Raw genomic sequence first — 25,825 nt, forward strand, 5'->3', positions numbered from 1 at the left:
CGGTACCGCCGGGGCCGCCGCACTATGCAGACCAGACCCAGCGTGTTCATCAGCGTAAGCACGGTCTTCTTGGCCACCTGCCAGCCTTGGCGGGTCAGCACCGTGTGGATCCGCCGGTGCCCGTAGCGGCCCTTGGCCTGCTCGAACGCCTCCGTGATCGCCGCCTTGAGCTCGGCATGCGGATCGGGCCGGTCCAGGCGGGCCTGGTGGTAGAAGAACGTCGAGCGGGTCAGGCCGGCGACCGCCAGCAGCACCGGCAGCGGAAACTCAGCCTTGAGGGCGGCGATGATCTGGGTTTTCACCCTCGCCCCTGCTCCCTCAAGGCCCGCAATTTTTTCAGGTAGGCGACTTCCGCGGACAGCAGCAGGTTCTCCGCCCGCAACCGTTCCAGCTCACTGTCGGCAGGCGCGGACGCACCACCGGCAGGACGGCCCTTCCGCTTGGGCCGCAACGCTTCCTCGCCCTCACTGCGATACGCCCGAACCCAGGTCTCGACCAGCTTGGGCGAGGACAGACCGTGCTCGCGCGCCAGCTCGAGCGCCGTCGCCTCACCACTGACATACCGGCGCACGACCTCGAGCTTGAACTCGAACGTGAACGACGGCTTGCCCGGCTTCCTCATCAGCGCTCCCGCGCTCCGCAGCATCCAACGATCACGCAAGCGTCGCACCGCCGTCGGCGACACACCCAACCGGGTCGCCACAGCCTTCGCGCCATACCCGTTCTCGAACAACACGACAGCGGATGCCCGCTCCCGCTCAGACAACGAACTACCTGGATGCACCCCACCACTCCCCGGAGAGCCGGAACTGGATTCCCAGTCCAACTTCCGGGGAGCGGTTCACATCCACGTGAGGTGGATGAAGGAGCCCTTCATCGTCGAAGCGGTCAGTCCTGCTGGACGTCGATCTGAACCTTGCGCTCCTCCGGCGGTGCGGCGATCGGCACGCGGACCTCGAGAATGCCCTTCTTGTACTCGGCGGAGATCTTCGAGGTGTCCGCGCCCGAGGGCAGCGACACGGTCCGGCTGAACGAGCCGTAGCGGAACTCGGAACGGTGCTGGTCCTTCTTCGTCTCCTCCCGCTGGGCGGTGATGGTGAGGGTGCCGTCGGTCGCGCTCACGTCGATGTCTTTCGCAGCGTCCAGACCCGGCAACTCCGCGCGGAGCACGTAAGCGCCCTCCTCGACGAAGTCCTCGATGTGCATCGGATGCCGGGTCCCGAACGGCCACGTGGCGTCGAACATCTCCCACAGGTCGGGAAGCAGCGAGCTTGCCGGACGGCGAGCCAGCGAGGTCATGTCATCTCCTTTCCTGTTGCGCTCCAACACTTCCAGCCCACCACCGGACGCACCGCGAGGACAGGGACCGAAGCGCCTCACCGGATGGGCCCTTGGTCACTGGGGGCGGGCTTGCCCTGCCGTGACGATGGGAGACGACTCAGGAGGTGGCGGACATGCAGGTCGTGCTGGACCTCGACGGTCTCGACGCGCTCATCGGCGTGCTGAGGCAGGACGGCCGCGTGGTCGTCGGCCCGGTCCTGCGGGACGACGCGATCACGTTGGCAGAGCTGGGTTCCGCCGCGGACCTGCCGAGCGGGTGGGGCGTCGGGACAGGTCCCGGCCACTACCGGGTACGCCGTCGCCAGGACACCGCGGTCTTCGGCCATTCGGCCGGTCCGCAGTCGTGGAAGAGGTTCCTGCACCCGCCCCGCCGAGCCTTGATCTCCAGTGACCCCGCGGGATTCCACCCCGTCGAGGACAACGCGCCGGACTACGCGTTCCTCGGTGTGCGGCCCTGCGACCTGGCCGCGATCACCAAGCTGCGGCAGATCGTCGGCGGCAGAGCGCCTTTCGTGGTCGCCGCCCAGTGCACGGAGCCCGGCGAGGTGTGCTTCTGCGCCTCGATGGGCTGCGGACCTGCCGCCGGCTCCGGCTACGACATCGCGCTGACGGAACGGATCGACTCCACCGGTCACCGGTTCCTCGCCACCTCCGGCACCGGTGAAGGCGCCGAGGTCCTCGCTCGTGTGCCCGCCCGTGCCGCGTCACCGGACGACGTCGCGCTCGCCGAGCAGGACGTCGAGGCCGCCGCGAACCGCATGGGCCGGGCGATGCCCGAACTGGACCTGCGCGACCTCCTCGCCCGCAACCGGGACTCCGCGCACTGGGAGGCAGTGGCCGAACGGTGCCTCACCTGTGGCAACTGCACCATGGTCTGCCCCACCTGCTTCTGCGTCTCCGTCGAGGACACCACCGATCTCGACGGGAACGCGGAACGCTCCCAGCGCTGGGCGTCGTGCTTCGAGATCGACTTCTCCTACCTCCACGGCGGCGCGGTGCGCACGTCCGGTGCCTCGCGCTACCGCCAGTGGATGACCCACAAACTCGGCACGTGGCACGACCAGTTCGGCACGTCCGGCTGCGTCGGCTGTGGACGGTGCATCGCGTGGTGCCCGGCCGGGATCGACATCACCGAGGAAGCGGCAGCTCTGGCGGGAAGTGAACAACCATGACCACTCCCATGACCGATCTCGACGCACTTCCCCTCCTCACGCGACTGTCACACACGCAGCGCGCGGCGATCGCGGGAGTCAGCCGGATCGAGACCTACGAAGCCGGCACCCGGCTGTTCGACGAAGGAGGGCTCGCCGACCAGTGCTGGGTGGTGCTGACCGGGTGCGTCGTGATCGACACGGTGGTGCCCCCGCGCGGCAAGGTCGCCCTGCAGAGCATCGGACCCGGTGAACTCCTCGGCTGGTCGTGGCTCGTGCCGCCGTACCGCTGGCACTTCGGCGCCACCGCGGTGACCTCGACGCGAGCGGCTGTCGTGGACACCGGGGCGTTGCGCGTGCTCGCCGACGAGGACCCCGCGCTCGGCTACCAGCTCTCCCTGATCCTGATCGACGCACTGCTGAACCGGTTGCAGGCCACCCGGATCCGGCTGCTCGACCTCTACCGGAACCCCGCATGACGACCTGGACGCCGACGCCCTACCAGGTCGTGACACGCACCGTAGAGACACACGACTCGGTGACCCTGGTGCTGCGGCCGGTCGCCGAGTCGTTGCCCGCGTTCAGTCCTGGCCAGTTCGCGATGCTCTACGCGCACGGCATCGGCGAGGTGCCCATCTCCATCAGCGGGATCCCGGGCGACGGCACGCTCGTGCACACGATCCGCGCTGTCGGCGCGGTGAGCCGGGCGCTGCACGACGCCGGACCCGGCACGGTGATCGGGGTCCGAGGCCCGTTCGGCACGGCGTGGCAACTCGACGGCGCGGAGGACCTGCTCGTGGTCGCGGGCGGCATCGGCCTCGCGCCACTGCGTCCCGTGCTCGGCCACCCGGCCAAGCGCACGGTGCTCGTCGCGGGCGCGCGAACCCGGCAGGACCTGCTGTACCAGGACGAGCTCGCGGGACTGTCCGATGTGGACGTGGTGCTCACCGTCGACCACGGAGACCACGACTGGCACGGCCGCGTCGGCTTCGTCACCGAACCACTCGCGTCGATCCCGCTCGACCCCGACCGCACCACCGCGCTGTTGTGCGGCCCTGAGCCGATGATGCGGTTCTGCGCCAGGACGTTGCTCGGCCGGGGCGTGCGCGCCGAGCGGATCCAGGTGTCGTTGGAGCGCAACATGCAGTGCGGCATCGGACTGTGCGGGCACTGTCAGCTCGGGCCGCTGCTGCTGTGCCGCGACGGCCCGGTCACCGGCTATCCGACGGCCGAACCGCTGTTGCTGGCGAAGGAGTTGTGATGCCGAGCATCGCCGTCTGGAAGTTCACCTCGTGCGACGGCTGCCAGCTCACCCTGCTGGACTGCAAGGACGAGCTGCTGCCGTTGACCGAACGCGTCCACATCGCCCACTTCCTGGAGGCCACGAGCGTCAGCGAGCCCGGCCCCTACGACATCTCGATCGTCGAGGGATCCGTGACCACGCCGGAAGAGGCCGAGCGGATCCGCTGGATCAGGGAGCAGTCGGGGGTGCTGGTCGTCGTCGGCGCGTGCGCGACTTCAGGCGGCATCCAGGCGTTGCGGAACTTCGCCGACGTCGACGAGTTCCGCTCGATCGTCTACGCCCGCCCCGAGCACATCGCGACGCTGGGCACCTCCACGCCCGTCTCCGCGCACGTCGCGGTGGACCACGAACTGCGCGGCTGTCCCATCGACAAGGGGCAACTGCTGGAGGTGCTCACGGCGTTGCTGGCGGGGAGAAAGCCGGATCTGCCCGACACGAGCGTGTGCACGGAGTGCAAGCGGCGTGGCCTCACCTGCGTGATGGTCGCGCACGGCACACCGTGTCTCGGCCCCGTGACGCACGCCGGCTGCGGCGCGTTGTGTCCTGCGGTCGACCGGGGCTGTTACGGCTGCTTCGGTCCGATGAACCAGCCCAACGTGCCCGCGCTCGTGCCGTTGCTGCGGCGCAGCGGCATGGGCGACGACGAGCTGCACCTGGTGTTCCGCACCTTCAACGCCAACGCGGAGTGGACTTGACTTCCTCCCCCTCGTGAATGAGGGGGATTCCTACGGCTCGCGCCGCGGGGTTTTCTGCTTCGTAGCCGACTGCCCGCCCGGAGGGTTCCGTTGAGGTCTTACACCGGCTCCACAGACTGTCACCGCCAGCCCGGCGGCCAGAATGTTGCGTGCCGCGTTCACGTCCCGATCATGGGACGCGCCGCAGCCACAGGTCCACGTGCGCAGGTGCAGCGGCATCTCAGCCGCGAGGGCGCCGCAGGCCGAGCAGAGCTTGGACGACGGGAACCAGCGATCGATCGCGATCACGTTCCGCCCGTGCCAGCTCGCCTTGTATTCCAGAAACTGGCGGAACTGCCGCCAGCCCGCGTCGTTGATGGCGCGGGCGAGGCGGTGGTTGCCGACCATGTTCGACACCGCGAGATCCTCGATCACGAGAGTTTGGGTTTCACGCACGAGCCGAGTAGTGATCTTGTGCAGGTAGTCGGTGCGTCGGTCGGCGATCCGGGCGTGCACACGGGCCACCTTGACGCGGGCCTTGTTCCGGTTGTTGCTGCCTTTCTGCTTGCGGCACAACGTCCGCTGCGCCTTCGCCAATGCCGTGCGGTCCCGCCGTTCGTGCCGGGGATTGCCGATCTTCTCCCCGGTCGAGAGCACCAGCAGGTGATCAAGACCCACATCGATCCCCACCACCGCATCCGTGGCGGGCAACGGCGTCACGCTCGGGTCTTCGCACAGCAGGGAGACGAACCAGCGTCCCGCCGAGTCCCGGGACACGGTCACCGTCGACGGTGTTGCCCCTTCGGGCAGGGGCCGCGACCAGCGGATGTCCAGCGGCTCGGCCATCTTCGCCAGCGTCAACGTCCCGTCGAGCCAGCGGAACGCCGACCGCGTGTACTCCGCGCTGGCGCGCGACTTCTTCCGCGACTTGAACCGCGGAAACCGCGCACGCCTCGCCCAGAAATGGCCGAACGCCGTCTGCAGATGCCGCAACGCCTGCTGCAACGGCACCGCCGACACCTCCGCCAGGAACGCGAGTTCCTCGGTGCGCTTCCACGCGGTCAGCAACGCGGACGTGGCCTCGTACCCGACCCGCTCCCCGCGCAGGGCCCACGCCTCGCTGCGAGCCTGCAACGCCAGGTTGTACACCTTGCGGACACACCCGAACGTGCGCGACAACTCCGCCGCCTGCGCCTCCGTCGGATAGAAGCGGTACCGGAACGCCCGCTTCACAGGTTCCGACAACACGCGTCACACCCTACCGACCCGGATCACGAACCCGCGGCCGGGATATCACACGAGCACGACGAATCAGCCTGGACGGCTGATCGCCGCACCCCGCCCTGCTCCGCAGCAGGTTCGTTTCCTCCCCGGCCTCAAGACTGGGGTATCCACGAAAGGAGGCCGCGATGACCCATCGCGCGAACCGAACGCTGCAGGTCGCCGGCCTGGCCAGGGTCGAGGGCGAGGGCGCGCTGCACGTGCGCACCGTCGACGGTGAGGTCGACCGCGTCGAGCTGAACATCTACGAACCACCGCGGTTCTTCGAGGCGTTCCTGCGTGGCAGGGACTTCCGCGAACCTCCCGACATCACCGCACGGATCTGCGGCATCTGCCCGGTGGCCTATCAGATGAGCGCGTGCCTCGCGATCGAGGACGCGTGCGGCGTGCGGGTCGACGGTCAGCTGCGAGCGTTGCGCAGGCTGCTGTACTGCGGTGAGTGGATCTCCAGCCACACCCTGCACATCCACCTGCTGCACGCGCCGGACTTCCTCGGCTTCCCCGACGGCATCGCCATGGCGGGCGCGCACCGGGCGATCGTCGAACGCGGGCTGGCGCTGAAGAAGGCCGGCAACCAGATCATGGACCTGGTCGGCGGACGGGCGATCCACCCGGTCAACGTCCGCGTCGGCGGGTTCTACCGGGTGCCCACGCCCGAGGAGCTGCGGCCGCTCGCCAAGACGTTGCACCAGGCGCTGTACGACGCGCTGGGCACCCTGGAGTGGGTGGCCGGGTTCGACTTCCCCGACCTCGAGGTGCCGCACGACCTGCTGGCGTTGCGAGACGTCGAGGGCTACCCGCTCGATCGCGGCGAGCCCTGCGTCAGCAACGGTCTCGCCTTCCCGACTGCCGAGTTCGGCCGCCACGTCGTCGAACACCAGGTGGCGCACTCGACGGCACTGCACGCGCGGCTGGACGACCGGATGTTCCTGGTCGGCCCGCTCGCCAGGTACAGCCTCAACTCCGACCGCCTCTCCCCCGTCGCACGGGAGGCAGCCGACGCGGCCGGGCTCGGTCCGGTGTGCCGCAACCCGTTCCGCAGCATCGTCGTGCGGGCCGTCGAGGTCGTGTACGCGGTCGAGGAAGCCCTGCGGATCATCGAGTCGTACGAGCGGCCGGACTCGCCCGCGGTCGAGGTGAACCCGCGTGCCGGCGTCGGGCACGGCATCACGGAGGCACCGCGCGGCCTGCTGTACCACCGGTACGAGCTCGATCAGGCGGGCCGGATCCTCAGCGCCGACATCGTGCCGCCCACGTCCCAGAACCAGTCCGCGATCGAGGCGGACGTGACCCAGGTGGTCCACTCTCACCAGCACCTCGACGACCACGCGCTGCAGTCGTTGTGCGAACAGACGATCCGCAACTACGACCCGTGCATCTCCTGCTCCGCGCACTTCCTCGACTTCACCAGGGAGCGAACGTGAGCGTGGTGGTGATCGGGGTGGGCAACGAGTTCCGCCGCGACGACGGAGTGGGTCCCGCCGTGGCTCGCGCGCTGGCCGCGTCCGGGATCCGCGCGGAGATCAGCGACGGCGACCCGGTCCGGCTGATGGAGGCGTGGGACGGGGCCGAGGTCGTCGTGATCGTCGACGCGGTCCGGTGCACGCCGTCGGTGCCCGGCCGCTGGCACCGCACCACCCTGCCGCACAGCATTCCCGCCGCGAGCTCCCACGGCTTCGGTGTTCCCGAGGCCGTGGAGCTCGCCGAGGCACTCGACCGCCGCCCGCAGCAGCTGGTGATCTACGCCGTGGAGGTGGCAGACGTCGGTTTCGGAACGTCGCTGAGCCCTGCTGTGGAAGCCGCGGTGGTTCCGCTGACCGCGGCGGTGCTGACCGAGGTGACCACCGAATTCCCAATGCCAGGTCATTGATTTCCGGCGTTGCCCCAGGCCGGGACAGATGTGTCCCACAATTCCCAGATCTGTCCGTTTGCGCTGGTCAAGGCGGCCACAAATGGGAGTTCCACGGTCGTTGCCCGAACGTTAGTATCCGGCCGACGCGTTTCCGTCCGCCACCTGTGACACGCGTCGGACAAGTCGTCACCCGACTGAAATTCACGCCCGATCGATTGGGAGAGTGATCACGCTGAGGACCTCGGCGCACCCCGCCTTCCTCCACCAGGGCTGCTTCTACGGCAGCGACGCGGAGTTTCTCGCGATGGCAGTCCCCTTCGTCCTGGGTGGACTGCGCAGCGACGAACCCGTACTGGTGGCCACGACTCCGGCGAACCTGGAACTCCTGCACGCCGAGATCGGTCAGGAGGCCGAGGTCGACTACGTGGAGCGGGAGCACCTCGGGCTGAGACCGCCGCAGCGGGCCACGGCCATCCACCGCTACTGGAGCCGCCACCACTCCCCGGCCACGTCCCGTGCGGTGCGGGTGCTGTCCGAACCGGAGTGGACCGACAGGCCCGCCCGCGAGGTGTCGGCGTGGCAGCGCATGGAGGCGGCGCTCAACGTCGTGCTGGCCGACACCCAGATCTGGATGATCTGCCCGTACGACACCAGAACAACCAGTCCGCACATCGTCGACGACGCCCGCCGGACCCATCCCGAATGCGTGGTGGGACACCGGGTCGAGCCCTCCTCGCTGTTCATGCGGCCGGAGGAGTTCGCACGGTCGCACGTGGAACCGATGCCACCGGCGGCCGCCGAAGGGCTCTTCCGGTTCGAGGGCGACCTGACCGCCGTGCGCCGGTACGCGCTCAGGGCGGCCGCCCGCCTGCTGCGGTCCGACGACGCCGCGGCGGGCATGTTCGGCATCGCCGTGGGTGAGGCTGTCGAGTACCTCGACAGCCAGGGGGTCGAGCGGGCCGCGGTGTGGCTGCGGCCCGCCGCGGGCCGCATCGTGTGCACGCTGCACAGCGACGAGCCGCTCGCCTGCGTGCCGACCTTCCTCGGCTACCGGCCGCCCGACGTGGTGCGCGAGCCGGGTGACGGCCTGTGGCTCACCAACCAGATCTGCGAGTGGCTCGACGTGACCTCGGACGCGTCCGGCTGCACCATCGAGCTGGCGATGCCCGGCGACTCGGGCGGCGAGATGAAGCGCGCCGAGAGGCAGCGGCTCGCGTTCGGCGCCTGAGCGGTCACGGAACCCAGCCGCGGACGAGGTCGGTCCACACCTCGAAGCCGGTGCCCCCGGTGGCGGACAACCGGATCAGCGCGGCACGCGGGTTGACCCGGTCCAGGTGCCCGGCGAAGGCGTCCACGTCGAAGTCCAGGTGCGGCAACAGATCTGTCTTGTTGAGCACGACCACGTCCGCCGCGGCGAACATGTGCGGGTACTTCAGCGGTTTGTTCTCGCCCTCGGTGACCGACGCGACCACCACGCGGTGCCGCTCGCCCAGGTCGAACAGCGCCGGGCACACCAGGTTGCCGACGTTCTCGACGAAGACCACCGAGTGCGCCGGCGGTGCCAGGTCGTCCAGTGCGGCTGCCACCACGCCCGCGTCGAGGTGGCAGCCCGCGCCGGTGTTCACCTGGACCGCCCGGCACCCGGTCGCGCGGATCCGCTCGGCGTCGAAGGACGTCTCCTGGTCGCCTTCGACCACCGACACGACCGGATCCCCGCCGAGGTCGCGGATCGTGCGCTCCAGCAGGGTCGTCTTGCCGGAGCCCGGTGAGCTCATCAGGTTCACCGCGAGGACGTCCCGCTGCGCGAGCCACTCCCGGTTGCGGTGGGCGAGGTCGTCGTTGCGGGCGAGCACCCGTTGCTCCAACGGGATGGTCACCGAGTTCGCGGAGCAGCCGCAGGTGCCGCACACGGAACGCTCACCTCCACTGATCTGATGCGCAGTTCGTTGCCGGACAGGACTTCCGCGTGCGCGCTGCCGCAGGCAGGACACAGGACGATCAGGGAGTCGGCCTCGTACTCGGTGGCGCAGTCGCGGCACAGGACGCGGCCGGGCGGTTCCGCGATCTCGAGCCGGGCACCCGCCACCGTCGTGCCCTCGGCCACCAGGTCGAAGCAGAACCGGACCGCGTCGGCGACCACGCCGGAGAGCTTGCCGATCTCCAGCCGCACCACGGTGACCCTCTTGTCCCCCAAGCGTTCGGCGATCGCCGCGACGACCTCCTGGGTGATCGACACCTCGTGCATTCAGCAGATCCTCGGCAGCGGGTCGCCGACCAGCACGTCGCAGATCCTGGTGCCGCCGAACCCGGTGCGCAGCAGCACCAGACCGGGCGGATCGGCGGCGACGCGTCCGATCACCGCCGCGCCCGCACCGAGTGGATGGCCTCGCAGCGCGGCGAGAGCGCGATCCGTCTCGGCCCCGTCCACCACGGCGACGAACCGGCCCTCACAGGCCACGTACAACGGGTCGATGCCCAGCAGCTCGGCCGCTCCCCGCACCTCCGGCCGGACGGGAACCGCGTCCTCGTCCACGACCACCGCGACCTCCGCCGCCCTGGCGATCTCGTTCAGCACGGTCGCGACACCGCCGCGCGTGGCGTCGCGCATCATCCGCACACCGGAAGTGGCCGTCAGCAAGGCGTCCACGACCCCGTGCAGCGGCGCGGTGTCGGAGACCAGACCTTCCGCCTCGATCCCGAGATCGCCGCGCGCCAGCATGATCGTCACGCCGTGGTCGCCGATCGGCCCGGACACGATCAACGCGTCACCCGGCCGCACACCGGACGTGCCCAGCCGCCAGGGGTGCTCGACCACCCCCACCCCGGCGGTGTTGATGTAGCAGCCGTCGCCCTTGCCGCGCTCGACGACCTTGGTGTCGCCGGCGACGACGAGCACGCCGGCGGCCTCGGCGGCGGCCGCCATCGAGGCGGCGATGCTTTCGAGGTCGGCGACCGGAAGTCCTTCCTCCAGGATGAAACCTGCCGTCAGGTAGAGCGGCCGGGCACCGGAGACGGCGAGGTCGTTCACCGTGCCGTTCACCGCCAGGTCGCCGATGTCACCGCCGGGGAAGAACAACGGGGTGACCACGAACGAGTCGGTGCTGAGTGCCAGCCGGGAGCACCCGATCTCCAGCTCGGCCGCGTCGGTCAGCGGTTCGAGCCTCGGGTTGCGGAACTCCTCCAGGAAGACGGCGTCGATCAGCGTGCTGGTCGCCTTGCCGCCCGCGCCGTGCGCGAGGGTGATCCGTTCCTCCTTGACCCCGGCCCGGCGCCTGCGAGCCCGCTCGATGCGGTCCAGCACCTGTTGTTCCCTGTCGTTCATCGCACACTCGCTTCCCGCACGCGGGCTCGGGTGAACCGGCCGAAGTTGTAGTAGGCGGCGCAGGCACCCTCCGGCGACACCATGCACGTGCCGATCGGGGTCTCCGGGGTGCAGGCGGTGCCGAACACCTTGCACTCCCACGGTTTCAGCACACCTTTGAGCACCTCGCCGCACTGGCAGGACTTCGGGTCCGCGACCCGCACACCGGGAAGGTCGAACAGGCGCTCCGCGTCGAAGCGGGCGTACTCCTCGCGCAGCCGCAGGGCGGAGTGCGAGATGAACCCGAGACCGCGCCACTCGAAGTACGGCCGCAGCTCCATCACCTCGGTGATCACCTTGAGCGCCGTCGGGTTCCCCTGCCACGGAACGACTCTCGCGTACTGGTTCTCGACCTCGGCGCGCCCGTCGCGCACCTGGAGCATGAGCTGGTAGATCGACTGCAGCACGTCCAACGGCTCGAAGCCAGCCACCACGAGCGGTTTCCCGTAGTCCCGCACGATGAACCGGTACGGCTCGCAGCCGATCACCGTGGACACGTGACCAGGCCCCAGGAAACCGTCCAGCCGCTGGTCCGGCGAGTCCAGGATCGCCTTGATCGCCGGGAGGATCGTGACGTGGTTGCAGAAGACCGAGAAGTTCTCCAGCCCCTCCTTCGCCGCCCTCAGCACGGTCATCGCCGTGGACGGCGCGGTGGTCTCGAACCCGATCGCCATGAACACGACCCGCACGTCCGGCCGTTCCCGCGCGATCTTCAGCGCGTCCAGCGGCGAGTAGACCATCCGGATGTTCGTGCCCTCGGCGTTGGAGTCGAAGAAGTTCCCGCCGCCGCCGGGAACCCGCATCATGTCGCCGAACGACGTCATCAGCACACCGGGCTGGCGCGCGATGTGGATCGCGTCGTCCACGCGTCCCATCGGGATAACGCAGACCGGACAGCCGGGACCGTGCACCAGCGTGATGTTCTCCGGCAGGTAGTCCTCGATGCCGTGCTTGTAGATGGTGTGCGTGTGGCCGCCGCAGACCTCCATGAACTTGTACTCGCGGCCCGGCCCGCACAGGCGGGCGATCTCCGCCGCCAGGGCTCTGGCCTTGTCCGCGTCGCGATATTCGTCGACGAACCGCATGTCGCGCACCTTCTGGTCGGTTCGGGCTAGTCGATCTGGGAATCCCGCAGCGCGTCCATCTCGTCCTGGTACGCCTTGCCGAGGGTCTCCAGGAACTCGAGCGCCGACCGGGCCTCCTCCTCGTCGATCTTCGACATCGCGAAGCCGACGTGGATCAGCACCCAGTCACCGCAGCTGACGCCCTCGTCGGCGAGCAGACCGATGTTGATCGTGCGCCGGACGCCGCTGACGTCCACCTTCGCGAGGTCCGGGTGGTCCTCCTGGATCTCGACGACCTCTCCCGGTATGCCCAGGCACATCCGGTCACCTGCCGTGGTTCACGACGAGGTCGACCACCGCGCCGGCCGCGGTGCCGACGGCCCGCTCGACCGCCGGGCTCAGCCCCATCCGGTGGTCGAGCACCTCGGGTTCGCAGCCGACCAGCACCACTCTCCGCGGCTCGTTGCCGAGCCACGCCACCAGGTTCAGCACCACGTCCGGTTGCATCCCGTGCGCGTCCAGGCAGGGCTCTCCGCGGACCGACGTGTCGAGCTCGACCACGTGCACGGTGCCCGCCTCGTCTCCGCGCTCGGTGGCGTCGACCAGGATCGTGAGCTCGCGGTCGGCACCGGCCAGGTCGTAGGCGAGGTGCAACCCGCGCACGCCGTAGTCGGCGACCCGCACCCACTCCGGCAGCGGCACACCGGCCAGACGCCTGACCACCTCGACACCGAAGCCGTCGTCGCCGAGGAACACGTTGCCGATCCCGGCGACCAGCACCCGCTCGGTCACAGCGGTTCCACCTCCTCCGGAGCGAAGTAGCGGTAGAGGCCGCACTCGTCCAGCAGGTCTGCGGCTTCGTCGTCGTCGAGCGTCACGGCCAGGTGCCAGGCGCCGTCCACATCGGACAGGACCCGGCGGACCTCGGCCACGCGGCCGGTGAGGAACATGTCCTGGGCGTCGGCGGCGCGGGAAGGGCGCAGGCGGACCTTGGAGCCCTTGCCGACCTCGGTTCCGCCGACGAGCACGTGGTCGGGGCCTTCGCTGTCACAGTCCGCGGCCGGGTTTGCCGGCTCGATGAGCGGCGAGGGCACAGCGCCCGCGCCCGCCTCCGGAAGATCCGCCGCGGACGACAGCGCCCCCACACCCGGCTCCTCGCGGCGCATCGTGCCGTGCAACGCCTCCAGCGACGCCGCGGGCAACCCCTCCACCCGGTCCAGCAGCTCGGCCGCCCGCGCGTCCGTCGCCCGCACCTGCCGCTTCTCCTCGTCGGTCAGCGTCATCGTGCGCAGGGTCAGCAGTTCGTCGATCTCCGTGCCGTCGAACAGGTCGCCGTGGCTCTGCGCGGCGATCTGCGGGTGGTCGTAGAGGATGATCGGCGCGCACAGCACGGTGTCGCTGCGGCCCGGGCCGCCCATCAGCACCGGCCAGGTGCGCTCGTTGCGGCAGTCCGCCACCGCCTGCGCCGCCCACTCCGGTGGGTCGATGAGCGAGATGAAGGATCCCTCGGACACCGAGAGCAGCGTGTGGGCGGCGATCAACGCGTGGTGCACGGCGGCGCCGCGGTCCGCGTCCGGCTGTGACCACGGGGAGGTGTTCACGACGTCCAGCCGCAGCCGCACCAGGCCTGGCGGCACGACGTCCGCGTGCACGGTCACCGCGCCCGAGAGCACGGATCGGCGGCGCACCAGCCGGATTCCGCCGGCGATCGGCTCGACGTCCTGGCCGCCGGCGATCTCGAACGGGAAGCTGCCGGCGCTGCCCAGCGGCAGCTCCACGTCGACCTCGCGCTCCACCGCCTCGTCCCACGTCGTGTACTCGCGTCCCGCCACCACCGCCGACGGCACCGCCCGGTCGTCGACCTCCACGACACGGGCCTGCAGTTGCAGGAACCTCAGGCGAACCTGCAACACGGCGTCGTGGCCGGGTACGACGAGCAGTTCGGCGTGCGAGTCCGGGTGTTCGCCGCCGGTGGTGAACGACGGAGGCATCAGCACGCCCCACTGCCACCGCAGCCGGTTCTTGGGCGCGGACGCGCGGTACGGGTAGAGCAGGTAGCCCTCGTACAGGACGGCGTCCGCGATCGCCTTCGCCAGGTCTCTCACAGCAGCTCCAGGGTGAGCTCCCACAGCACGTGGTAGAGCGTCGTCTGCGTCTCCTGGATCCGGTGCACCGACGACGAAGGCACGACGAAGAGGTGGTCGATGTCGCGCGAAGCCGCCATCGCGCCACCGTCACCACCAGCGAACCCGACGGTCAGCAGGCCGCGCCGGCGGGCCTCGGCGAAGGCCGGTCCCAGGTTGGCGGAGCTGCCGCTGGTCGACAGGCCGACCGCGATGTCGCCGGTGCGCCCGAACGTCGCGATCTGCCGGGAGAACACCACGTCGAACCCGACGTCGTTGGACAACGCGGTGATCACGGCGATGTCGTTGGTCAGCCCGATCGCGGGCAGCGGGTGCGCCGCGCTCACGAACAGGCTCGCGAGGTCCTGGGCGTCCGTCGAGCTGCCGCCGTTGCCGAACGCGAGAAGCCTGCCACCGCGGGCGAACCGCTCCGCCATCGCCTCGGCGCAGTCCGCGAGCCGGGCGGAGTCCGCCTCGAACACCCTGTCCCGCAGGGCGATCGCGTCCCTGATCTTCTCCCTGGTGGACTCGGCCACCTGAGCAAGGGTGTCCACTTCGGACCGCTGGTCGGACAGGAACGGGTACAGCGCCTCCATCATCGGGACACCACCGCGATCGCCTCACCGGCGTGCAGCAGCACCACGTCGCCGACCTGTGCGGTCACCAGTGCGACGCTCACCTCCTGGAAGCAGCCGTTCTCCGCCCAGACCACCGCCATGTCCTCGTCGAGCAACCGCACCACCGTGCCCGGTGCGGCGAGGTCCGCGCACGTGATGCAGACGTCCTCGCGGCACACAGGTTTCTCGTCGCTCACACCGCACCTTCCAGGAACACGTGCGTCAGCTCCCACAGCAGGTGGTAGGCGGTCACGTGGATCTCCTTGACCACCAACGGATCCGTCGACGCGGTCGCCAGCACGTGGTCGGCCTCCAGCCGGCCTCCGCCTCCACCGGCCAGCGCGACGGTCAGCAGGCCGCGCTCGCGTGCCACCGCCAGTCCGCGCAGGACGTTCTCGCACTCGCCGTCCGCGGACAGGCCGAGTGCGATGTCGGAGGGTTCACCGAGGCAGCGGACCTGGTGCGCGAAGGTTTCGGCGAACCCCTCGCGCACGGCGACACCGGTGAGCGTGGCGACGTCCGAGGTGAGGGAAACGGCGGGCAGCGCGCGTTTGCCCACGATCACCGGGTGGACGAACTCCACGGCGACGTGCTGGGCGTCGGTGCTCGGACCGCCGTTGCCGAAGACGACGAGCTTGCCTCCCGCCCGGAACCGCTCGGCCATCCGCAGGCAGACGCGCGCGATCTCCTCGGCGTGCCCGGCGAGCTCTTCCAATGGGACCGCGCGCCGCCGTGACAATTCGTAGAAGCGGTCGGAACGGTCAGTAGCCGGAGCTTTTCCCACGTGCTCTTCTTCACCTCGAAACCGATTTTCCACAATCCAGGCCGGTTGTTTACTTCACGTCCGGTACCACGCGCAAGGGCAGCGATTCCCGGCGACGGCGAAACTCACCGGTCTGGCCGAATCGAATTCGACGGTCAGCGAAACGGCATGTCGCCGAACTGGTCCTGAACGCGCCGCAGCTCGCGCAGGCGGGGCTCGGTCTCGCCGCCGGCCCAGCGGCTGACGGTCTTCACGGAGACGCCGAGCTGCCTCGCCGCGGCCTCCCGCGTCAGCCCCTCGCGGCGCAGGACCTCCGTGATCCACTCGGCGAAGCTGGACGGCAGTGCGACCGGATCCTGCGAAACGGACACTTCTGACCTGCCTGAAGTCGACTCCTCCGGGTGACGGCCAACCGGGTGAAGGAGTTCGGCCGACCCCGGCAGCACGTCGAACTCGACCTTGTCGGGGTAGGTCCGGCACGAAACGTGAATCCTCCCGGCCGGCCCCGCGGCGGCCAGCAGCACCTCCATGATCGTCCTGTTCAGCTCGCGGGCGTCGTCGTCGGACAGCGGTGCGTCCGCCATGCACCTGCGCATGAAGTCCTGTATTTCCGGAACGGCGGAGGGCCGCGCCGCGAACACCCTCGTGAGCACCACGACGGGAAAGATCTCGATCGACTCAGGCACGCAAACCGCCCTTCCGCGACCTCGATGCTAACGCCGCGACAGCATTGTCCGGTGCGCCGACAGTTCAGTCTTGCGACAGGAACGAGGAAAGGTCTAGCGTTGCGGCTCCCCGACCGCCCCCGAAGCACGAAAAATTGAGCTTCGCGCGTTCCGGCACTATTTCACCAGGAGGTGTCCGGCGATGACCAGGGCCGAGCAACCGCCCGGCACCCCGGCACAGGCCCAGGTCGAACCCGAACCCGTGGTGCACGTCCTCTGGATGAACGGCGGCCTCGGCTGCGACGGCGACTCGGTCGCCCTCACCGCCGCCACGCAGCCCAGCATCGAGGAGATCGTCCTCGGCGGCCTGCCAGGACTCCCCCGCGTCGCGATGCACTGGCCGCTGCTCGACTTCGAGTGCGGCCCGAGCGGCGGAGCGGACAGCTTCATCGAGTGGTGGCACCGGGCCGACCGCGGTGAGCTCGAGCCCTTCGTGCTGGTCGTCGAGGGCTCGGTGCCGGACGAGCGGAACAAGGAAACCGGGTTCTGGTGCGGCTTCGGCACCGATCGCGCGACCGGCCAGCCCATCACCACCACCGAGTGGCTGGACCGGCTGGCGCCCAAGGCGACCGCGGTCCTCGCCGTCGGCACGTGCGCGGGCTACGGCGGCATCCACGCCATGGAGGGCAACCCGACCGGCGCGATGGGTGTGCCCGACCACCTCGGCTGGGACTGGAAGTCCAAGGACGGCATCCCGATCGTGGTCGTGCCCGGCTGCCCAGTGCAGCCGGACAACCTCTCCGAGACCATCCTGCACCTGCTCTACCAGGTCGCGGGCAACGCGCCGATGATCGACCTCGACGAGGCGCTGCGCCCCAGGTGGTTGTTCGAGACCACCGTGCACGAGGGCTGCGACCGGGCCGGCTACTACGAGCAGGACGACTTCGCCCAGCGGCCCGGCTCGCCGAAGTGCCTCGTGAAGCTCGGGTGCTGGGGTCAGGTGGTCCGGTGCAACGTGCCCAAGCGCGGCTGGATCAACGGCATCGGCGGTTGTCCCAACGTGGGCGGCATCTGCATCGCCTGCACCATGCCTGGTTTCCCCGACAAGTTCATGCCGTTCATGGAGCACCCGCTCGGCGGCACCACCCCCGCGCCGGCCAGAACCCTGACCGGCACCGCCATCCGCGTCCTGCGGGACGTCAGAACGAAGGCAGTGAGCCCGGTACCGCGATGACCGCCAAGAACCACGATCTCGTCGAGATGACCTGGGACCCGATCACCAGGATCGTCGGAAGTCTCGGCATCCACACCAGGATCGACTGGGCAGCACGGCGGGTGGTCGAGTGCTACAGCACCTCGTCGATCTTCCGCGGCTACAGCGTCTTCATGAAGGGCAAGGATCCGCGCGACGCGCACTTCATCACCAGCCGCATCTGCGGCATCTGCGGGGACAACCACGCGACGTGTTCGGTCTACGCGCAGAACATGGCGTACGGCGCCAAGCCTCCGCACCTCGCGGAGTGGATCATCAATCTGGGCGAGTCCGCGGAGTACCTCTTCGACCACAACATCTTCCAGGAGAACCTGGTCGGTGTGGACTACTGCGAGAAGATGGTCCGCGAGACCAACCCCGGGGTGCTGGAGCTGGCGAACCGCACCGAGGCGCCGCACGCCGGTGTGCACGGCTACCGCACCATCGGCGACATCATGCGCTCGCTCAACCCGCTCGAGGGCGAGTTCTACCGCGAGGCGCTGCAGATCTCCCGGCAGGCCAGGGAGATGTTCTGCCTGATGGAGGGCAGGCACGTGCATCCGTCCACTTTGTACCCCGGCGGGGTCGGCACGGTGGCCACGCTGCAGCTGTTCACCGATTACCTCACCCGGCTGATGCGGTACGTGGAGTTCATGAAGAAGGTCGTGCCGATGCACGACGACCTGTTCGACTTCGTCTACACCGCCCTGCCCGGCTACGAGGAGGTCGGCAGGCGGCGGGTCCTGCTCGCGTGCTGGGGTGGTCTCAACGATCCGGAGCACTGCGACTTCACCTACCGCAACATGGCCTCGTGGGGCCGGAAGATGTTCATCACGCCGGGAATCGTCGTCGACGGGAAGCTCGTCACGACCGACCTCGTGGACATCAACCTGGGCATGCGGATCCTTCTCGGCTCGTCGTTCTACGACGACTGGGAGGGCATGGACAGGTTCGTGACGCACGACGACCTCGGCAACCCGGTCGACGCGCGGCACCCGTGGAACCAGCACACGATTCCCAGGCCCGGCAAGCGGGACTTCGGCGACAGGTACTCGTGGACGATGTCGCCGCGGTGGTTCGACGGCGAACAGCACCTCCCGCTCGACACCGGTGGCGGGCCGCTCGCGAGGCTGTGGACGACCGCGCTCGCCGGCCTCGTGCGCACCGACCACGTCGAGGCGACCGGTCACAGCGTGCGCATCACGTTGCCGCGCACCATGACCCGGCCGGAGGCGACGTTCGAGTGGCGGATCCCCCGCTGGAGCAACGCCATCGAGCGCAACCGCGCCCGCACCTACTTCCAGGCCTACATCGCCGCGCTGGCGCTGCACTTCTGCGACCGCGCGCTCGCCGAGGTCCGCGGCGGGCGCACGGACACGTGGTCGGAGTTCACGGTGCCCGACGACGCGTTCAGCTGCGGGTTCACCGAGGCGGTGCGCGGCGGGCTCTCGCACCACATGGTGATCCGCGACGGCCGGATCGCGAACTACCAGCCGTACCCGCCGACACCGTGGAACGCGAGCGTGCGCGACAGCTTCGGCACACCCGGCCCGTTCGAGGACGCGGTGCAGAACACCCCCATCTTCGAGGAGAATACCAGGGAGAACTTCAAGGGCATCGACATCATGCGGGCGGTGCGCAGCTTCGACCCGTGCATGCCCTGCGGCGTCCACATGTCCATCGGCGCCGGGACGACGCTGACCAAGATCCACACGCCGCACGCGTTCGGTGGTGCGCCGTGACGGACGACGTGGAGAGCGCGGGCGAGAAGGTCGAGGAGCTGCTCGCCACCCTGCGCTCGGGTGAGGACCGGGAGGTCGCGGAAGACCTCGTGCGGGTGCTGATGGACCTGTACGGCGACGGCCTCGCGCGCATCGTCGCGGTGCTGCGCGAGCACGACGCGACGTTGCTCAGGACGATCGCCGCGGACGATCTCGTGGCGAGCCTGCTCATGGTGCACGACCTGCACCCGGACGACCCGGACAGCCGGATCCGCCGCGCGCTCGCTGCGTTCGACGCGGTCGAGTACCTCGGCATCGACGACAGCGGGGTCGTGCGGTTGCGGCTGCGCGGTGGTTGTCGTTCCAGCGCACAGGCCGTGGTCGAAAGGGCGGTGCTCGACGCCGCGCCCGAGGTCGTCTCGGTCGAGATCACCACCGCCGGCCCGCTCCTGCAGATCGGGATGAGGCCACCACCGGGGTGGAGCGTGGCGTCGTGAGCCCTCACCGCCTGCGCCGTTTCACCGGCACACCGCACTTCCTGCGCGAACAGCGCGCCGCACGGATGGAACAGCTGGAGCGGTGCGAGCTGTGCGGCACCCCGGTCGCTTCGCGGCACGGGCACGTGGTCGACGTCCAGCGCCGCGCGCTCATGTGCTCCTGCCGCGCGTGCTTCCTCCTGTTCACCCGGCACAAGGATCACCGAACGCGCTATCGCGCCGTACCTGAGCGCTACCTCCGGGACCCGGAACACCCGGTGACCGCCGCGCAGTGGGAGGTGCTGGACATCCCGGTGGGCACCGCGTTCCTGCTCCGCACGAGCACCGGCGTCACCGTGTTCCACCCCAGTCCCGCGGGTGCCACCGAACGCCCGCTCGACACCGGCGTGTGGAACCGGCTGGCCGTGGCGCACCCGCTGCTGACGATGGCCGAGCCGGACGTGGAGGCGATCCTGTTCCGCCGCACCGAGAAGGGCGCCGACTGCTTCCTGGTGCCGGTCGACGTCTGCTACCGGCTGGTCGGCACGATCCGGCTGTACTGGACCGGCCTCGACGGCGGCGAACAGCTGCGGGAGCACATCGAGGCGCTGTTCGCGGAGATCAGGGACAAGGCACGACCATGAACTCACTGCACTTCGAATGCGTTGACGCACAGGCCAACCCGTACGCCGCCGTGCCCGCCATCACGCTGCGCCTGCGGATCAGCCAGGGCGGCGACGAACCGGTCGACGCCGTGGCGTTGCGCTGCCAGATCCGCATCGAGCCGCACCGCAGGCGCTACTCCGCGGACGAGGCCCGGCGCCTGGTCGACCTGTTCGGCGACACCGGCCGGTGGGCGCGCACGCTCAAGCCGGTGTCGCTGGCGACGGTGCCGGCGATGGTGCCGGGCTTCACCGGCAGCACTGTCGTCGATCTCGACGTGCCGTGCTCGTACGACCTCGAGGTCGCGTCCACGAAGTACTTCAACGCACTGGACCAGGGTTCGATCCCGCTGCTGTTGTTGTTCAGCGGCACGGTGTTCGGCCGTCACGACGGCAGGCTGCGCGTCCGCCAGGTGCCGTGGAGCAACGAGGAGTCCTTCGCACTCCCGGTGGAGGTGTGGCGCAGGACCGTCGACTACCACTTCCCCGGCAGCGCGTGGCTGCGGCTGCGCCAGGACACGATGGACGAGCTGCAGCGCTTCCGGTCCGAGCACGCGTTCACGACCTGGGACGACGCCGTGGCCGCGTTGCTCGCCGAGGTGCGGGCGCAGGACCGGTGAGCGCCCGCGTCGGCCGGAGCCTCCGCGTCGCCGGTGTCGTGCAGGGCGTCGGGTTCCGCCCGTTCGTGCACCGGCTGGCCTCCCGGCTGCGGCTGAGCGGGCAGGTCGGCAACGACGTCGAAGGCGTGTTCATCGAGATCGAGGGCACGCCGGAGAACGTGGCGGAGTTCCTGGCCGTTCTGTGCAGGGACGCTCCCCCGCGAGCCCGGATCGACCGCGTGCAGGTGTCCGAACGCCCCGCCCGCGGCACGACGGGCTTCCGGATCAGCACCAGCCGCGCCGGCCCACAGCCGTCCGCGCTCGTGCCCGCGGACGTCGGCACGTGCGCGGACTGCCTGCGCGAGCTGTTCGACCCGGCCGACCGCCGCTACCGGTACCCGTTCGTCAACTGCGCCCACTGCGGCCCGCGGTACACCATCGTGCGCGCCGTGCCGTACGACCGGGCGCGGACGACCATGGCGCGGTTCCCGATGTGCGCGGACTGCCGGACGGAGTACACCGACGCCACCAACCGGCGCTTCCACGCCGAACCGATCTGCTGCCCCGGCTGCGGGCCCCGTCTCGTGCTCGGCGACAGCCCGGATCCGCTCGGTGAGGCCGTCGCACGGCTCGCCGAAGGACAGGTGCTGGCGGTCAAAGGGCTCGGCGGCTTCCACCTCGCCGTGCTCGCCGCGCATCCCGCGGCCGCGGCCGTGCTGCGCGCCCGCAAACGCCGCCCGGACAAGCCTTTCGCGGTGATGGTCGCCGATCTGCGCCAGGCCGCCGAGCTGTGCGAGGTCGACGACGCCGAGGCTCTCCGCGATCCGCGCGGCCCGATCGTGCTGCTGCCCCGCCGGGCAGGCGCACCGGTGTCCGAAGCGGTCGCTCCCGGGACGAACGAACTGGGCCTGCTGCTGCCGTACACGCCGTTGCACCACCTGCTGTTGCGCGAGCTGGGTGAACCGATCGTGCTCACCAGTGGGAACGTCTCGGACGAACCGATCGCCCACCGTCACGCGCGCTCACTCGGCGAGGTGGCCGACGCCGTGCTGACCCACGACCGCCCGATCCGTTCTCCCGCCGACGACTCGGTGGTGCGTGGAGGCCGCGTGCTGCGTCGTGCCAGGGGGTTCGCGCCCGAACCCGTCAGCCTGCCCGTGCGCACTCCGCTGCCGATTCTCGCCTGTGGCGCGGAGCTGAAGAACACGTTCTGCCTCGTGCGGGACGAGCGCGCGTTCCTGTCGCCCCACCTCGGCGACCTGAGCGACCACGCGACGTTCACCCGCTTCGCCAGGACCGTCGAGCACTTCGGGCGGCTGTTCGGCATCACGCCGCGGGTCGTGGCCCACGACCTGCACCCCGACTACCGCTCCACGAGGTACGCCACCGACCTCGTCGGCGTCGACCTGGTGGGTGTGCAGCACCACCACGCGCACGCAGCGTCCTGCCTGGCCGAGAACGACGAGGAGGGGCCGGTCATCGCGGTCGTGTTCGACGGCACGGGCTACGGGCCGGACGGCACGATCTGGGGCGGGGAGTTCCTGGTCGCCGACCTCGCCGGCTATCGGCGCATCGGGCACCTGAAACCGGTGCCGATGCCCGGTGGCGCGACCGCGATCAGACAGCCCTGGCGGATGGCCGCGGCGTACCTCCCGGAGGTGCGGCTTCCGGTGGCGCGGCGCAACGAGTCGCGCTGGGAACCCGTGGTCGCGATGGCGCGCAACGGGGTGAACGCACCGCTCACGTCCAGCGCGGGCAGGCTGTTCGACGCTGCGGCCGCGCTGCTGGACGTGCGGGACGTGATCACCTACGAGGGCCAGGCCGCCGTCGAGCTGGAGCAGCGCGCGGATCCGTCCACTTCGGACGGCTACCGGGCCGGGACCGAAGGCCTGGTCGTGTGCGGTGAAGATCTGCTGCGAGCCCTCGTCGCCGACCTGTGCGCGGGCGTCGATCCGGGCGTGGTCGCCGCCCGGTTCCACAACGGCGTCGCCGACGCGATCGTGGCCTGCTGCACAGCGGCGCGGGAGGAGACCGGACTGACCTCGGTCGCGTTGTCCGGCGGGGTGTTCCAGAACGCCCTGCTGCTGCGCCGCACCGTCGACGGACTGCGGCGTTCGGGGTTCCGGGTGCTCACGCACCGCCGGGTGCCCCCGAACGACGGCGGCATCAGCCTGGGGCAGGCCGCCGTCGCCGCGGCCCTCGTCAGTTGTGCATCCTGAGCAGCCGGCTGTGGAGCTGGTCGTGCACGGCGTCCACCGCCTCCTCGTACGTGGGCGCCTCCGCCTTCGCGACGACCGGGGTGCCGTTGACGTCGAGGTTGGCGTGCACGGTGATCGTGCGCGGCCCGTTCGGGGTGAGCCGGACGTGGGCGAACTCGGTCGGCTCCGGCGCGTAGCGGGCCAGGGGGCTGATCTTGTCGTGGGCGTACTGCCTGGCCTCGGCCGCGATCCGGCCGTCCAGCTCGACCACGACGTTGCCGATCTCCGTCGCGCCTGCGTGCTTCATGGTGAACCTCCATGCGAAGTGACACCCGCACTTTCACCCGTGTCGATCTCTCCTCGACAGGTCCGAAAGAGCCGGTTTCGGCGGGACCTGGGTCCCTGCCGGAAGAGCTCGTCGGCGGCACCTGCGGACCCCGTCAGACGACATCGCGACCCCGCGAACCGATGACGAGCAGCCACGACAGCGGTGTCGCGGACACGGAGACCGCTGAACGAGGACTGGTCCCTGGTGCGGGAGGACCTGAGGCCCTGTCCCGCCACCGCGGCCCGGCCGACGCTGGCAGGAGGAAATCGACCTCCAGGAGCGGTGATGAAGATCGACGAGCTGATCACGAAGACGAAGGACTCCCTCGAGGCGAGGAAGGTCTACGCCGAGCCGTACGAGAAGGACGGGATCACCGTGATCGCCGCCGCCACCCTCTCCGGCGGATCGGGCGGTGGCACGGGACGGGACGAGAAGGGCCAGGAGGGCGAGGGCGGCGGCTTCGGCCTCAACGCGAAGCCCACCGGGGCGTTCGTCATCACTGACGGCAAGGTCCGCTGGGAGCCGGCGGTCGACGTGAACAAGCTGGTCGCCACCGCGGGTGCGGTCGCCATCGCCGCGCTCTTCGTGGCGGTGCGCATCGTCAAGTTGAAGGCGCAGCCGCGATGAAGACGAAACTGTGGTTGCTCCTCCTGGCTGTCGCGGTGCTCGTCACCGCCTGCGCGGCCGGACCGAACGTGGTGTCCCACGTGGACGGTGTGCAGCCGGCCGGGTTCTGGAAGGGCCTCTGGCACGGGTTCATCTACCCGGTCACGTTCATCATCTCGCTGTTCAACGACAACGTGAACATCTACGAGGTGCGCAACAACGGGAACTGGTACGACTTCGGCTTCGTCGCCGGGATCGGGCTGCTGCACACCGTCTTCGGCGGGCACAGGCACGTGTCGAGGCGGCGCCGCAAGGCGTCGGCGACGGCATAGGCCGAAAACCTGATCCGTCCTCAGTGGACGATTCGTTCGCAGTCGGCACCAGGGACGAAAGACCCTGCGCGGCGAGCGGCCCGCGCGGGCACGCTGAGCCGCACCCCACCCGAGGAGCCAATCATGAACTCCCCTTCCCGGATCGTCGTCGGTGTCGACGGGTCGCCTGCCGCGAAGGCCGCACTCGTCTGGGCCGTTCAGGAAGCCAAGCGCACCAACGCGTCCGTGCTCGCCTTGTCCGTCTGCCAGCTGAGCCAGTCGTCCGGCCCGTTCGCCGACACGCACCGCAACGAGCTCGCGGCCGCGGTCGACGCCCTCGGCCTGACGGCGGACGGTGTCCGGATCGACCAGGACGTGCCGTTCGGCCAGCCCGGCCCCACGCTCGTCGCGTTCTCGCAGGACGCTGCTCTTCTGGTGGTCGGCGACCACGGCTACGACAAGGCCGGAGTGCTGGTCATGAGCGCCGTCACCAGCTACTGCCTGAGGCACGCCCGCTGCCCGGTGGTCGCCGTCCCGCTGGAAGGAGCGCACCATGACGGTCCTCTCATGCTCCGGCCTGAGACGCCGGTTCGATGACGTCGTGGCCGTGGACGACGTGTCGTTCACGATCGCGGAAGGCGAGACCTACGGCCTGCTCGGTCCCAACGGCGCGGGCAAGACGACCACGATCTCGATGATCACCGGCGTGCTCGAACGCGACGCGGGCGAGGTGTTCGTCGACGGCATCGCGATGTCGACGCACGCCATCGCCGCCAAACGCCTCGTCGGCTACGTGCCGCAGGAACTCGCTCTGTACCCGGACCTCACCGGCCGGGAGAACCTGCGGTTCTTCGCGAACCTCTACGGCGCCGGCCGCGAACGGGTCGACCACGTCCTCGACGTGGTCGGCCTGACCGAGCGAGCCGGCGATCTCGCCCGCGAGTACTCCGGGGGGATGAAGCGACGGCTCAACGTCGCGATCGGGCTGCTGCACGAGCCCCGGTTGCTGGTGCTCGACGAACCCACGGCCGGGGTCGATCCGCAGAGCCGCAACCAGATCATCGAGAACGTCCGCGAGCTGGCCGCCCAGGGCATGGCAATTCTCTACACCACGCACTACATGGAGGAGGCCGAGCGGTTGTGCGACCGGGTCGGTGTCATCGACTCCGGCCACCTGATCGCCGAGGGCACCCGCCGCGAACTCGTCGAGCGGCTCGGCGAACGCGACCGCATCTCGCTGCTGCTCGACGGAGATCTCGGCCACGCCACCGCCGTGCTCGGGGCGATCGCGAACGTGCGCGGTGTGGCGCCGCACGGACAGGGACTCGAGCTCGTGGTCGACGACGCGCGGGAATGCCTGCCCGCTGTCCTCGCGGCGATCTCCACCAACGGTGTCGTGGTGCGGTCGGTCGAGGTGACCGAACCGAACCTGGAGACCGTGTTCCTGCACCTGACCGGCAAAGCGCTGCGGGAGTGA

The 25,825-nt window shown here is 69.7% G+C and carries 33 protein-coding genes and 1 pseudogene; 17 read left to right on the forward strand and 17 right to left on the reverse strand.

Features of this window, described 5'->3' with window-relative positions:
• The 4 genes and pseudogenes from AOM45_RS47390 to AOM45_RS47400 form a co-directional block, all read right to left on the reverse strand.
• Nucleotides 1-302: IS3 family transposase (locus tag AOM45_RS47390; protein ID WP_156249783.1), on the reverse strand; the 302-nt coding region annotated here is incomplete at its 3' end.
• On the reverse strand, nt 299-622 hold the full coding sequence (locus AOM45_RS47395) for a helix-turn-helix domain-containing protein (RefSeq protein WP_236704098.1): 324 nt from the start codon (nt 620-622) through the stop codon (nt 299-301). The genes AOM45_RS47390 and AOM45_RS47395, both read right to left, overlap by 4 nt.
• 33 nt (nt 623-655) lie before the next feature.
• Nucleotides 656-784, reverse strand: a pseudogene (locus AOM45_RS53970) (helix-turn-helix domain-containing protein); the annotation flags it as partial.
• A gap of 104 nt (nt 785-888) precedes the next feature.
• Nucleotides 889-1,299 (reverse strand): Hsp20/alpha crystallin family protein, encoded by a 411-nt coding sequence (locus AOM45_RS47400; protein ID WP_030473836.1) that lies wholly within the window; start codon nt 1,297-1,299, stop codon nt 889-891.
• A 155-nt stretch (nt 1,300-1,454) separates the two neighbouring features.
• Here AOM45_RS47400 and AOM45_RS47405 point away from each other — a divergent pair, with 155 nt between their 5' ends.
• Genes AOM45_RS47405 through AOM45_RS47420 form a run of 4 tightly spaced genes read left to right on the forward strand, consistent with a single transcriptional unit; the run spans nt 1,455 to nt 4,490 of the window.
• The gene (locus AOM45_RS47405) at nt 1,455-2,513 is read left to right on the forward strand and encodes a 4Fe-4S dicluster domain-containing protein (protein ID WP_030473835.1); all 1,059 of its coding nucleotides are present in this window, start codon (nt 1,455-1,457) and stop codon (nt 2,511-2,513) included.
• Nucleotides 2,510-2,971: a Crp/Fnr family transcriptional regulator gene (locus AOM45_RS47410; RefSeq protein ID WP_030473834.1), complete on the forward strand. Its 462-nt coding sequence runs from the start codon at nt 2,510-2,512 to the stop codon at nt 2,969-2,971. The genes AOM45_RS47405 and AOM45_RS47410 overlap by 4 nt, the downstream gene beginning before the upstream one ends.
• Complete coding sequence (locus AOM45_RS47415; RefSeq protein WP_030473833.1) at nt 2,968-3,753, forward strand: FAD/NAD(P)-binding protein; 786 nt, start codon at nt 2,968-2,970, stop codon at nt 3,751-3,753. Before AOM45_RS47410 ends, AOM45_RS47415 begins: the two co-directional genes overlap by 4 nt.
• On the forward strand, nt 3,753-4,490 hold the full coding sequence (locus AOM45_RS47420) for an NADH-quinone oxidoreductase subunit B family protein (RefSeq protein ID WP_030473832.1): 738 nt from the start codon (nt 3,753-3,755) through the stop codon (nt 4,488-4,490). Before AOM45_RS47415 ends, AOM45_RS47420 begins: the two co-directional genes overlap by 1 nt.
• Nucleotides 4,491-4,520: 30 nt before the next feature.
• Here AOM45_RS47420 and AOM45_RS47425 read toward each other — a convergent pair whose 3' ends face one another.
• Nucleotides 4,521-5,717 (reverse strand): RNA-guided endonuclease InsQ/TnpB family protein, encoded by a 1,197-nt coding sequence (locus AOM45_RS47425; protein WP_030473831.1) that lies wholly within the window; start codon nt 5,715-5,717, stop codon nt 4,521-4,523.
• A 161-nt stretch (nt 5,718-5,878) separates the two neighbouring features.
• Here AOM45_RS47425 and AOM45_RS47430 point away from each other — a divergent pair, with 161 nt between their 5' ends.
• The 3 genes from AOM45_RS47430 to AOM45_RS47440 all read left to right on the forward strand — a co-directional run bounded on the left by AOM45_RS47430 (nt 5,879) and on the right by AOM45_RS47440 (nt 8,830).
• The gene (locus tag AOM45_RS47430; RefSeq protein ID WP_030473830.1) at nt 5,879-7,174 is read left to right on the forward strand and encodes a Ni/Fe hydrogenase subunit alpha; all 1,296 of its coding nucleotides are present in this window, start codon (nt 5,879-5,881) and stop codon (nt 7,172-7,174) included.
• Nucleotides 7,171-7,620 carry a hydrogenase maturation protease gene (locus tag AOM45_RS47435; protein ID WP_030473829.1) on the forward strand — a complete coding sequence of 150 codons (450 nt, stop codon included), beginning with the start codon at nt 7,171-7,173 and terminating at the stop codon, nt 7,618-7,620. Before AOM45_RS47430 ends, AOM45_RS47435 begins: the two co-directional genes overlap by 4 nt.
• 205 nt (nt 7,621-7,825) lie before the next feature.
• Nucleotides 7,826-8,830, forward strand: a complete 1,005-nt coding sequence (locus tag AOM45_RS47440) for an MEDS domain-containing protein (protein ID WP_236704099.1) — start codon at nt 7,826-7,828, stop codon at nt 8,828-8,830.
• A gap of 4 nt (nt 8,831-8,834) precedes the next feature.
• Here AOM45_RS47440 and hypB read toward each other — a convergent pair whose 3' ends face one another.
• From hypB to AOM45_RS47495, 11 genes are all read right to left on the reverse strand, one after another.
• Nucleotides 8,835-9,512, reverse strand: a complete 678-nt coding sequence (gene hypB / locus AOM45_RS47445) for a hydrogenase nickel incorporation protein HypB (RefSeq protein ID WP_081902824.1) — start codon at nt 9,510-9,512, stop codon at nt 8,835-8,837.
• On the reverse strand, nt 9,476-9,847 hold the full coding sequence (hypA, locus tag AOM45_RS47450; protein ID WP_030473826.1) for a hydrogenase maturation nickel metallochaperone HypA: 372 nt from the start codon (nt 9,845-9,847) through the stop codon (nt 9,476-9,478). Before hypA ends, hypB begins: the two co-directional genes overlap by 37 nt.
• Nucleotides 9,848-10,924, reverse strand: a complete 1,077-nt coding sequence (hypE, locus tag AOM45_RS47455; protein ID WP_030473825.1) for a hydrogenase expression/formation protein HypE — start codon at nt 10,922-10,924, stop codon at nt 9,848-9,850.
• Nucleotides 10,921-12,048, reverse strand: a complete 1,128-nt coding sequence (gene hypD, locus AOM45_RS47460; RefSeq protein WP_030473824.1) for a hydrogenase formation protein HypD — start codon at nt 12,046-12,048, stop codon at nt 10,921-10,923. The genes hypE and hypD overlap by 4 nt, the downstream gene beginning before the upstream one ends.
• 26 nt (nt 12,049-12,074) lie before the next feature.
• Nucleotides 12,075-12,347 carry a HypC/HybG/HupF family hydrogenase formation chaperone gene (locus AOM45_RS47465; RefSeq protein ID WP_030473823.1) on the reverse strand — a complete coding sequence of 91 codons (273 nt, stop codon included), beginning with the start codon at nt 12,345-12,347 and terminating at the stop codon, nt 12,075-12,077.
• A gap of 4 nt (nt 12,348-12,351) precedes the next feature.
• Complete coding sequence (locus AOM45_RS47470) at nt 12,352-12,819, reverse strand: hydrogenase maturation protease (RefSeq protein ID WP_030473822.1); 468 nt, start codon at nt 12,817-12,819, stop codon at nt 12,352-12,354.
• Nucleotides 12,816-14,132, reverse strand: a complete 1,317-nt coding sequence (locus tag AOM45_RS47475; RefSeq protein ID WP_051784788.1) for a hypothetical protein — start codon at nt 14,130-14,132, stop codon at nt 12,816-12,818. Before AOM45_RS47475 ends, AOM45_RS47470 begins: the two co-directional genes overlap by 4 nt.
• Nucleotides 14,129-14,746: a D-sedoheptulose-7-phosphate isomerase gene (locus AOM45_RS47480; protein ID WP_051784787.1), complete on the reverse strand. Its 618-nt coding sequence runs from the start codon at nt 14,744-14,746 to the stop codon at nt 14,129-14,131. Before AOM45_RS47480 ends, AOM45_RS47475 begins: the two co-directional genes overlap by 4 nt.
• Entirely contained in the window at nt 14,746-14,964 is a 219-nt protein-coding gene (locus AOM45_RS47485; RefSeq protein WP_030473819.1) for a HypC/HybG/HupF family hydrogenase formation chaperone, read from the reverse strand. Before AOM45_RS47485 ends, AOM45_RS47480 begins: the two co-directional genes overlap by 1 nt.
• On the reverse strand, nt 14,961-15,551 hold the full coding sequence (locus AOM45_RS47490; RefSeq protein WP_030473818.1) for a D-sedoheptulose-7-phosphate isomerase: 591 nt from the start codon (nt 15,549-15,551) through the stop codon (nt 14,961-14,963). The genes AOM45_RS47485 and AOM45_RS47490 overlap by 4 nt, the downstream gene beginning before the upstream one ends.
• A 134-nt stretch (nt 15,552-15,685) precedes the next feature.
• Nucleotides 15,686-16,216: a helix-turn-helix domain-containing protein gene (locus tag AOM45_RS47495; RefSeq protein ID WP_030473817.1), complete on the reverse strand. Its 531-nt coding sequence runs from the start codon at nt 16,214-16,216 to the stop codon at nt 15,686-15,688.
• Between the two features lie 181 nt (nt 16,217-16,397).
• Between AOM45_RS47495 and AOM45_RS47500 the strand changes: the two genes are divergently transcribed.
• Genes AOM45_RS47500 through hypF form a run of 6 tightly spaced genes read left to right on the forward strand, consistent with a single transcriptional unit; the run spans nt 16,398 to nt 23,124 of the window.
• Nucleotides 16,398-17,429, forward strand: a complete 1,032-nt coding sequence (locus AOM45_RS47500) for an NADH-quinone oxidoreductase subunit B family protein (protein WP_030473816.1) — start codon at nt 16,398-16,400, stop codon at nt 17,427-17,429.
• Entirely contained in the window at nt 17,426-19,189 is a 1,764-nt protein-coding gene (locus AOM45_RS47505) for a nickel-dependent hydrogenase large subunit (protein ID WP_030473815.1), read from the forward strand. The genes AOM45_RS47500 and AOM45_RS47505 overlap by 4 nt, the downstream gene beginning before the upstream one ends.
• On the forward strand, nt 19,186-19,665 hold the full coding sequence (locus tag AOM45_RS47510; protein ID WP_030473814.1) for a NifU family protein: 480 nt from the start codon (nt 19,186-19,188) through the stop codon (nt 19,663-19,665). Before AOM45_RS47505 ends, AOM45_RS47510 begins: the two co-directional genes overlap by 4 nt.
• Nucleotides 19,662-20,288: a DUF5947 family protein gene (locus AOM45_RS47515; protein ID WP_236704100.1), complete on the forward strand. Its 627-nt coding sequence runs from the start codon at nt 19,662-19,664 to the stop codon at nt 20,286-20,288. Before AOM45_RS47510 ends, AOM45_RS47515 begins: the two co-directional genes overlap by 4 nt.
• The gene (locus AOM45_RS47520; RefSeq protein ID WP_030473812.1) at nt 20,285-20,926 is read left to right on the forward strand and encodes a DUF6084 family protein; all 642 of its coding nucleotides are present in this window, start codon (nt 20,285-20,287) and stop codon (nt 20,924-20,926) included. Before AOM45_RS47515 ends, AOM45_RS47520 begins: the two co-directional genes overlap by 4 nt.
• Nucleotides 20,923-23,124 (forward strand): carbamoyltransferase HypF, encoded by a 2,202-nt coding sequence (gene hypF, locus AOM45_RS47525; RefSeq protein ID WP_030473811.1) that lies wholly within the window; start codon nt 20,923-20,925, stop codon nt 23,122-23,124. The genes AOM45_RS47520 and hypF overlap by 4 nt, the downstream gene beginning before the upstream one ends.
• Here the strand turns inward: hypF and AOM45_RS47530 are convergent.
• The gene (locus AOM45_RS47530; RefSeq protein ID WP_030473810.1) at nt 23,108-23,410 is read right to left on the reverse strand and encodes an HPF/RaiA family ribosome-associated protein; all 303 of its coding nucleotides are present in this window, start codon (nt 23,408-23,410) and stop codon (nt 23,108-23,110) included. The two genes, hypF and AOM45_RS47530, sit on opposite strands and share 17 nt — an antisense overlap.
• A gap of 306 nt (nt 23,411-23,716) precedes the next feature.
• On the opposite strand from AOM45_RS47530, the gene AOM45_RS47535 reads away from it, so the two are divergent.
• The 4 genes from AOM45_RS47535 to AOM45_RS47550 all read left to right on the forward strand — a co-directional run bounded on the left by AOM45_RS47535 (nt 23,717) and on the right by AOM45_RS47550 (nt 25,825).
• A complete protein-coding gene (locus AOM45_RS47535) occupies nt 23,717-24,058 on the forward strand; it encodes a spore germination protein GerW family protein (RefSeq protein ID WP_030473809.1) in 342 nt (113 codons plus the stop codon).
• Nucleotides 24,055-24,369 (forward strand): hypothetical protein, encoded by a 315-nt coding sequence (locus AOM45_RS47540; RefSeq protein ID WP_030473808.1) that lies wholly within the window; start codon nt 24,055-24,057, stop codon nt 24,367-24,369. The genes AOM45_RS47535 and AOM45_RS47540 overlap by 4 nt, the downstream gene beginning before the upstream one ends.
• A 123-nt stretch (nt 24,370-24,492) precedes the next feature.
• Entirely contained in the window at nt 24,493-24,945 is a 453-nt protein-coding gene (locus AOM45_RS47545) for a universal stress protein (protein ID WP_051784786.1), read from the forward strand.
• Nucleotides 24,902-25,825, forward strand: a complete 924-nt coding sequence (locus AOM45_RS47550; RefSeq protein WP_030473806.1) for an ABC transporter ATP-binding protein — start codon at nt 24,902-24,904, stop codon at nt 25,823-25,825. Before AOM45_RS47545 ends, AOM45_RS47550 begins: the two co-directional genes overlap by 44 nt.

The organism is Lentzea aerocolonigenes (genome assembly GCF_000974445.1).
GTDB lineage: Bacteria > Actinomycetota > Actinomycetes > Mycobacteriales > Pseudonocardiaceae > Lentzea > Lentzea aerocolonigenes.

Coding starts and splice junctions, on each gene's coding strand:
- AOM45_RS47410 (WP_030473834.1), top strand. CDS start 2,510: ATGACCACTCCCATGACCGATCTCGACGCACTTCCCCTCCTCACGCGA.
- AOM45_RS47500 (WP_030473816.1), top strand. CDS start 16,398: ATGACCAGGGCCGAGCAACCGCCCGGCACCCCGGCACAGGCCCAGGTC.
- AOM45_RS47395 (WP_236704098.1), bottom strand. CDS start 622: ATGAGGAAGCCGGGCAAGCCGTCGTTCACGTTCGAGTTCAAGCTCGAG.
- AOM45_RS47400 (WP_030473836.1), bottom strand. CDS start 1,299: ATGACCTCGCTGGCTCGCCGTCCGGCAAGCTCGCTGCTTCCCGACCTG.
- AOM45_RS47465 (WP_030473823.1), bottom strand. CDS start 12,347: ATGTGCCTGGGCATACCGGGAGAGGTCGTCGAGATCCAGGAGGACCAC.
- AOM45_RS47480 (WP_051784787.1), bottom strand. CDS start 14,746: ATGGAGGCGCTGTACCCGTTCCTGTCCGACCAGCGGTCCGAAGTGGAC.
- AOM45_RS47505 (WP_030473815.1), top strand. CDS start 17,426: ATGACCGCCAAGAACCACGATCTCGTCGAGATGACCTGGGACCCGATC.
- AOM45_RS47415 (WP_030473833.1), top strand. CDS start 2,968: ATGACGACCTGGACGCCGACGCCCTACCAGGTCGTGACACGCACCGTA.
- hypE (WP_030473825.1), bottom strand. CDS start 10,924: ATGAACGACAGGGAACAACAGGTGCTGGACCGCATCGAGCGGGCTCGC.
- AOM45_RS47405 (WP_030473835.1), top strand. CDS start 1,455: ATGCAGGTCGTGCTGGACCTCGACGGTCTCGACGCGCTCATCGGCGTG.
- AOM45_RS47530 (WP_030473810.1), bottom strand. CDS start 23,410: ATGAAGCACGCAGGCGCGACGGAGATCGGCAACGTCGTGGTCGAGCTG.
- AOM45_RS47430 (WP_030473830.1), top strand. CDS start 5,879: ATGACCCATCGCGCGAACCGAACGCTGCAGGTCGCCGGCCTGGCCAGG.
- AOM45_RS47545 (WP_051784786.1), top strand. CDS start 24,493: ATGAACTCCCCTTCCCGGATCGTCGTCGGTGTCGACGGGTCGCCTGCC.
- AOM45_RS47550 (WP_030473806.1), top strand. CDS start 24,902: ATGACGGTCCTCTCATGCTCCGGCCTGAGACGCCGGTTCGATGACGTC.
- AOM45_RS47535 (WP_030473809.1), top strand. CDS start 23,717: ATGAAGATCGACGAGCTGATCACGAAGACGAAGGACTCCCTCGAGGCG.
- AOM45_RS47520 (WP_030473812.1), top strand. CDS start 20,285: ATGAACTCACTGCACTTCGAATGCGTTGACGCACAGGCCAACCCGTAC.
- AOM45_RS47540 (WP_030473808.1), top strand. CDS start 24,055: ATGAAGACGAAACTGTGGTTGCTCCTCCTGGCTGTCGCGGTGCTCGTC.
- hypA (WP_030473826.1), bottom strand. CDS start 9,847: ATGCACGAGGTGTCGATCACCCAGGAGGTCGTCGCGGCGATCGCCGAA.
- hypD (WP_030473824.1), bottom strand. CDS start 12,048: ATGCGGTTCGTCGACGAATATCGCGACGCGGACAAGGCCAGAGCCCTG.
- AOM45_RS47420 (WP_030473832.1), top strand. CDS start 3,753: ATGCCGAGCATCGCCGTCTGGAAGTTCACCTCGTGCGACGGCTGCCAG.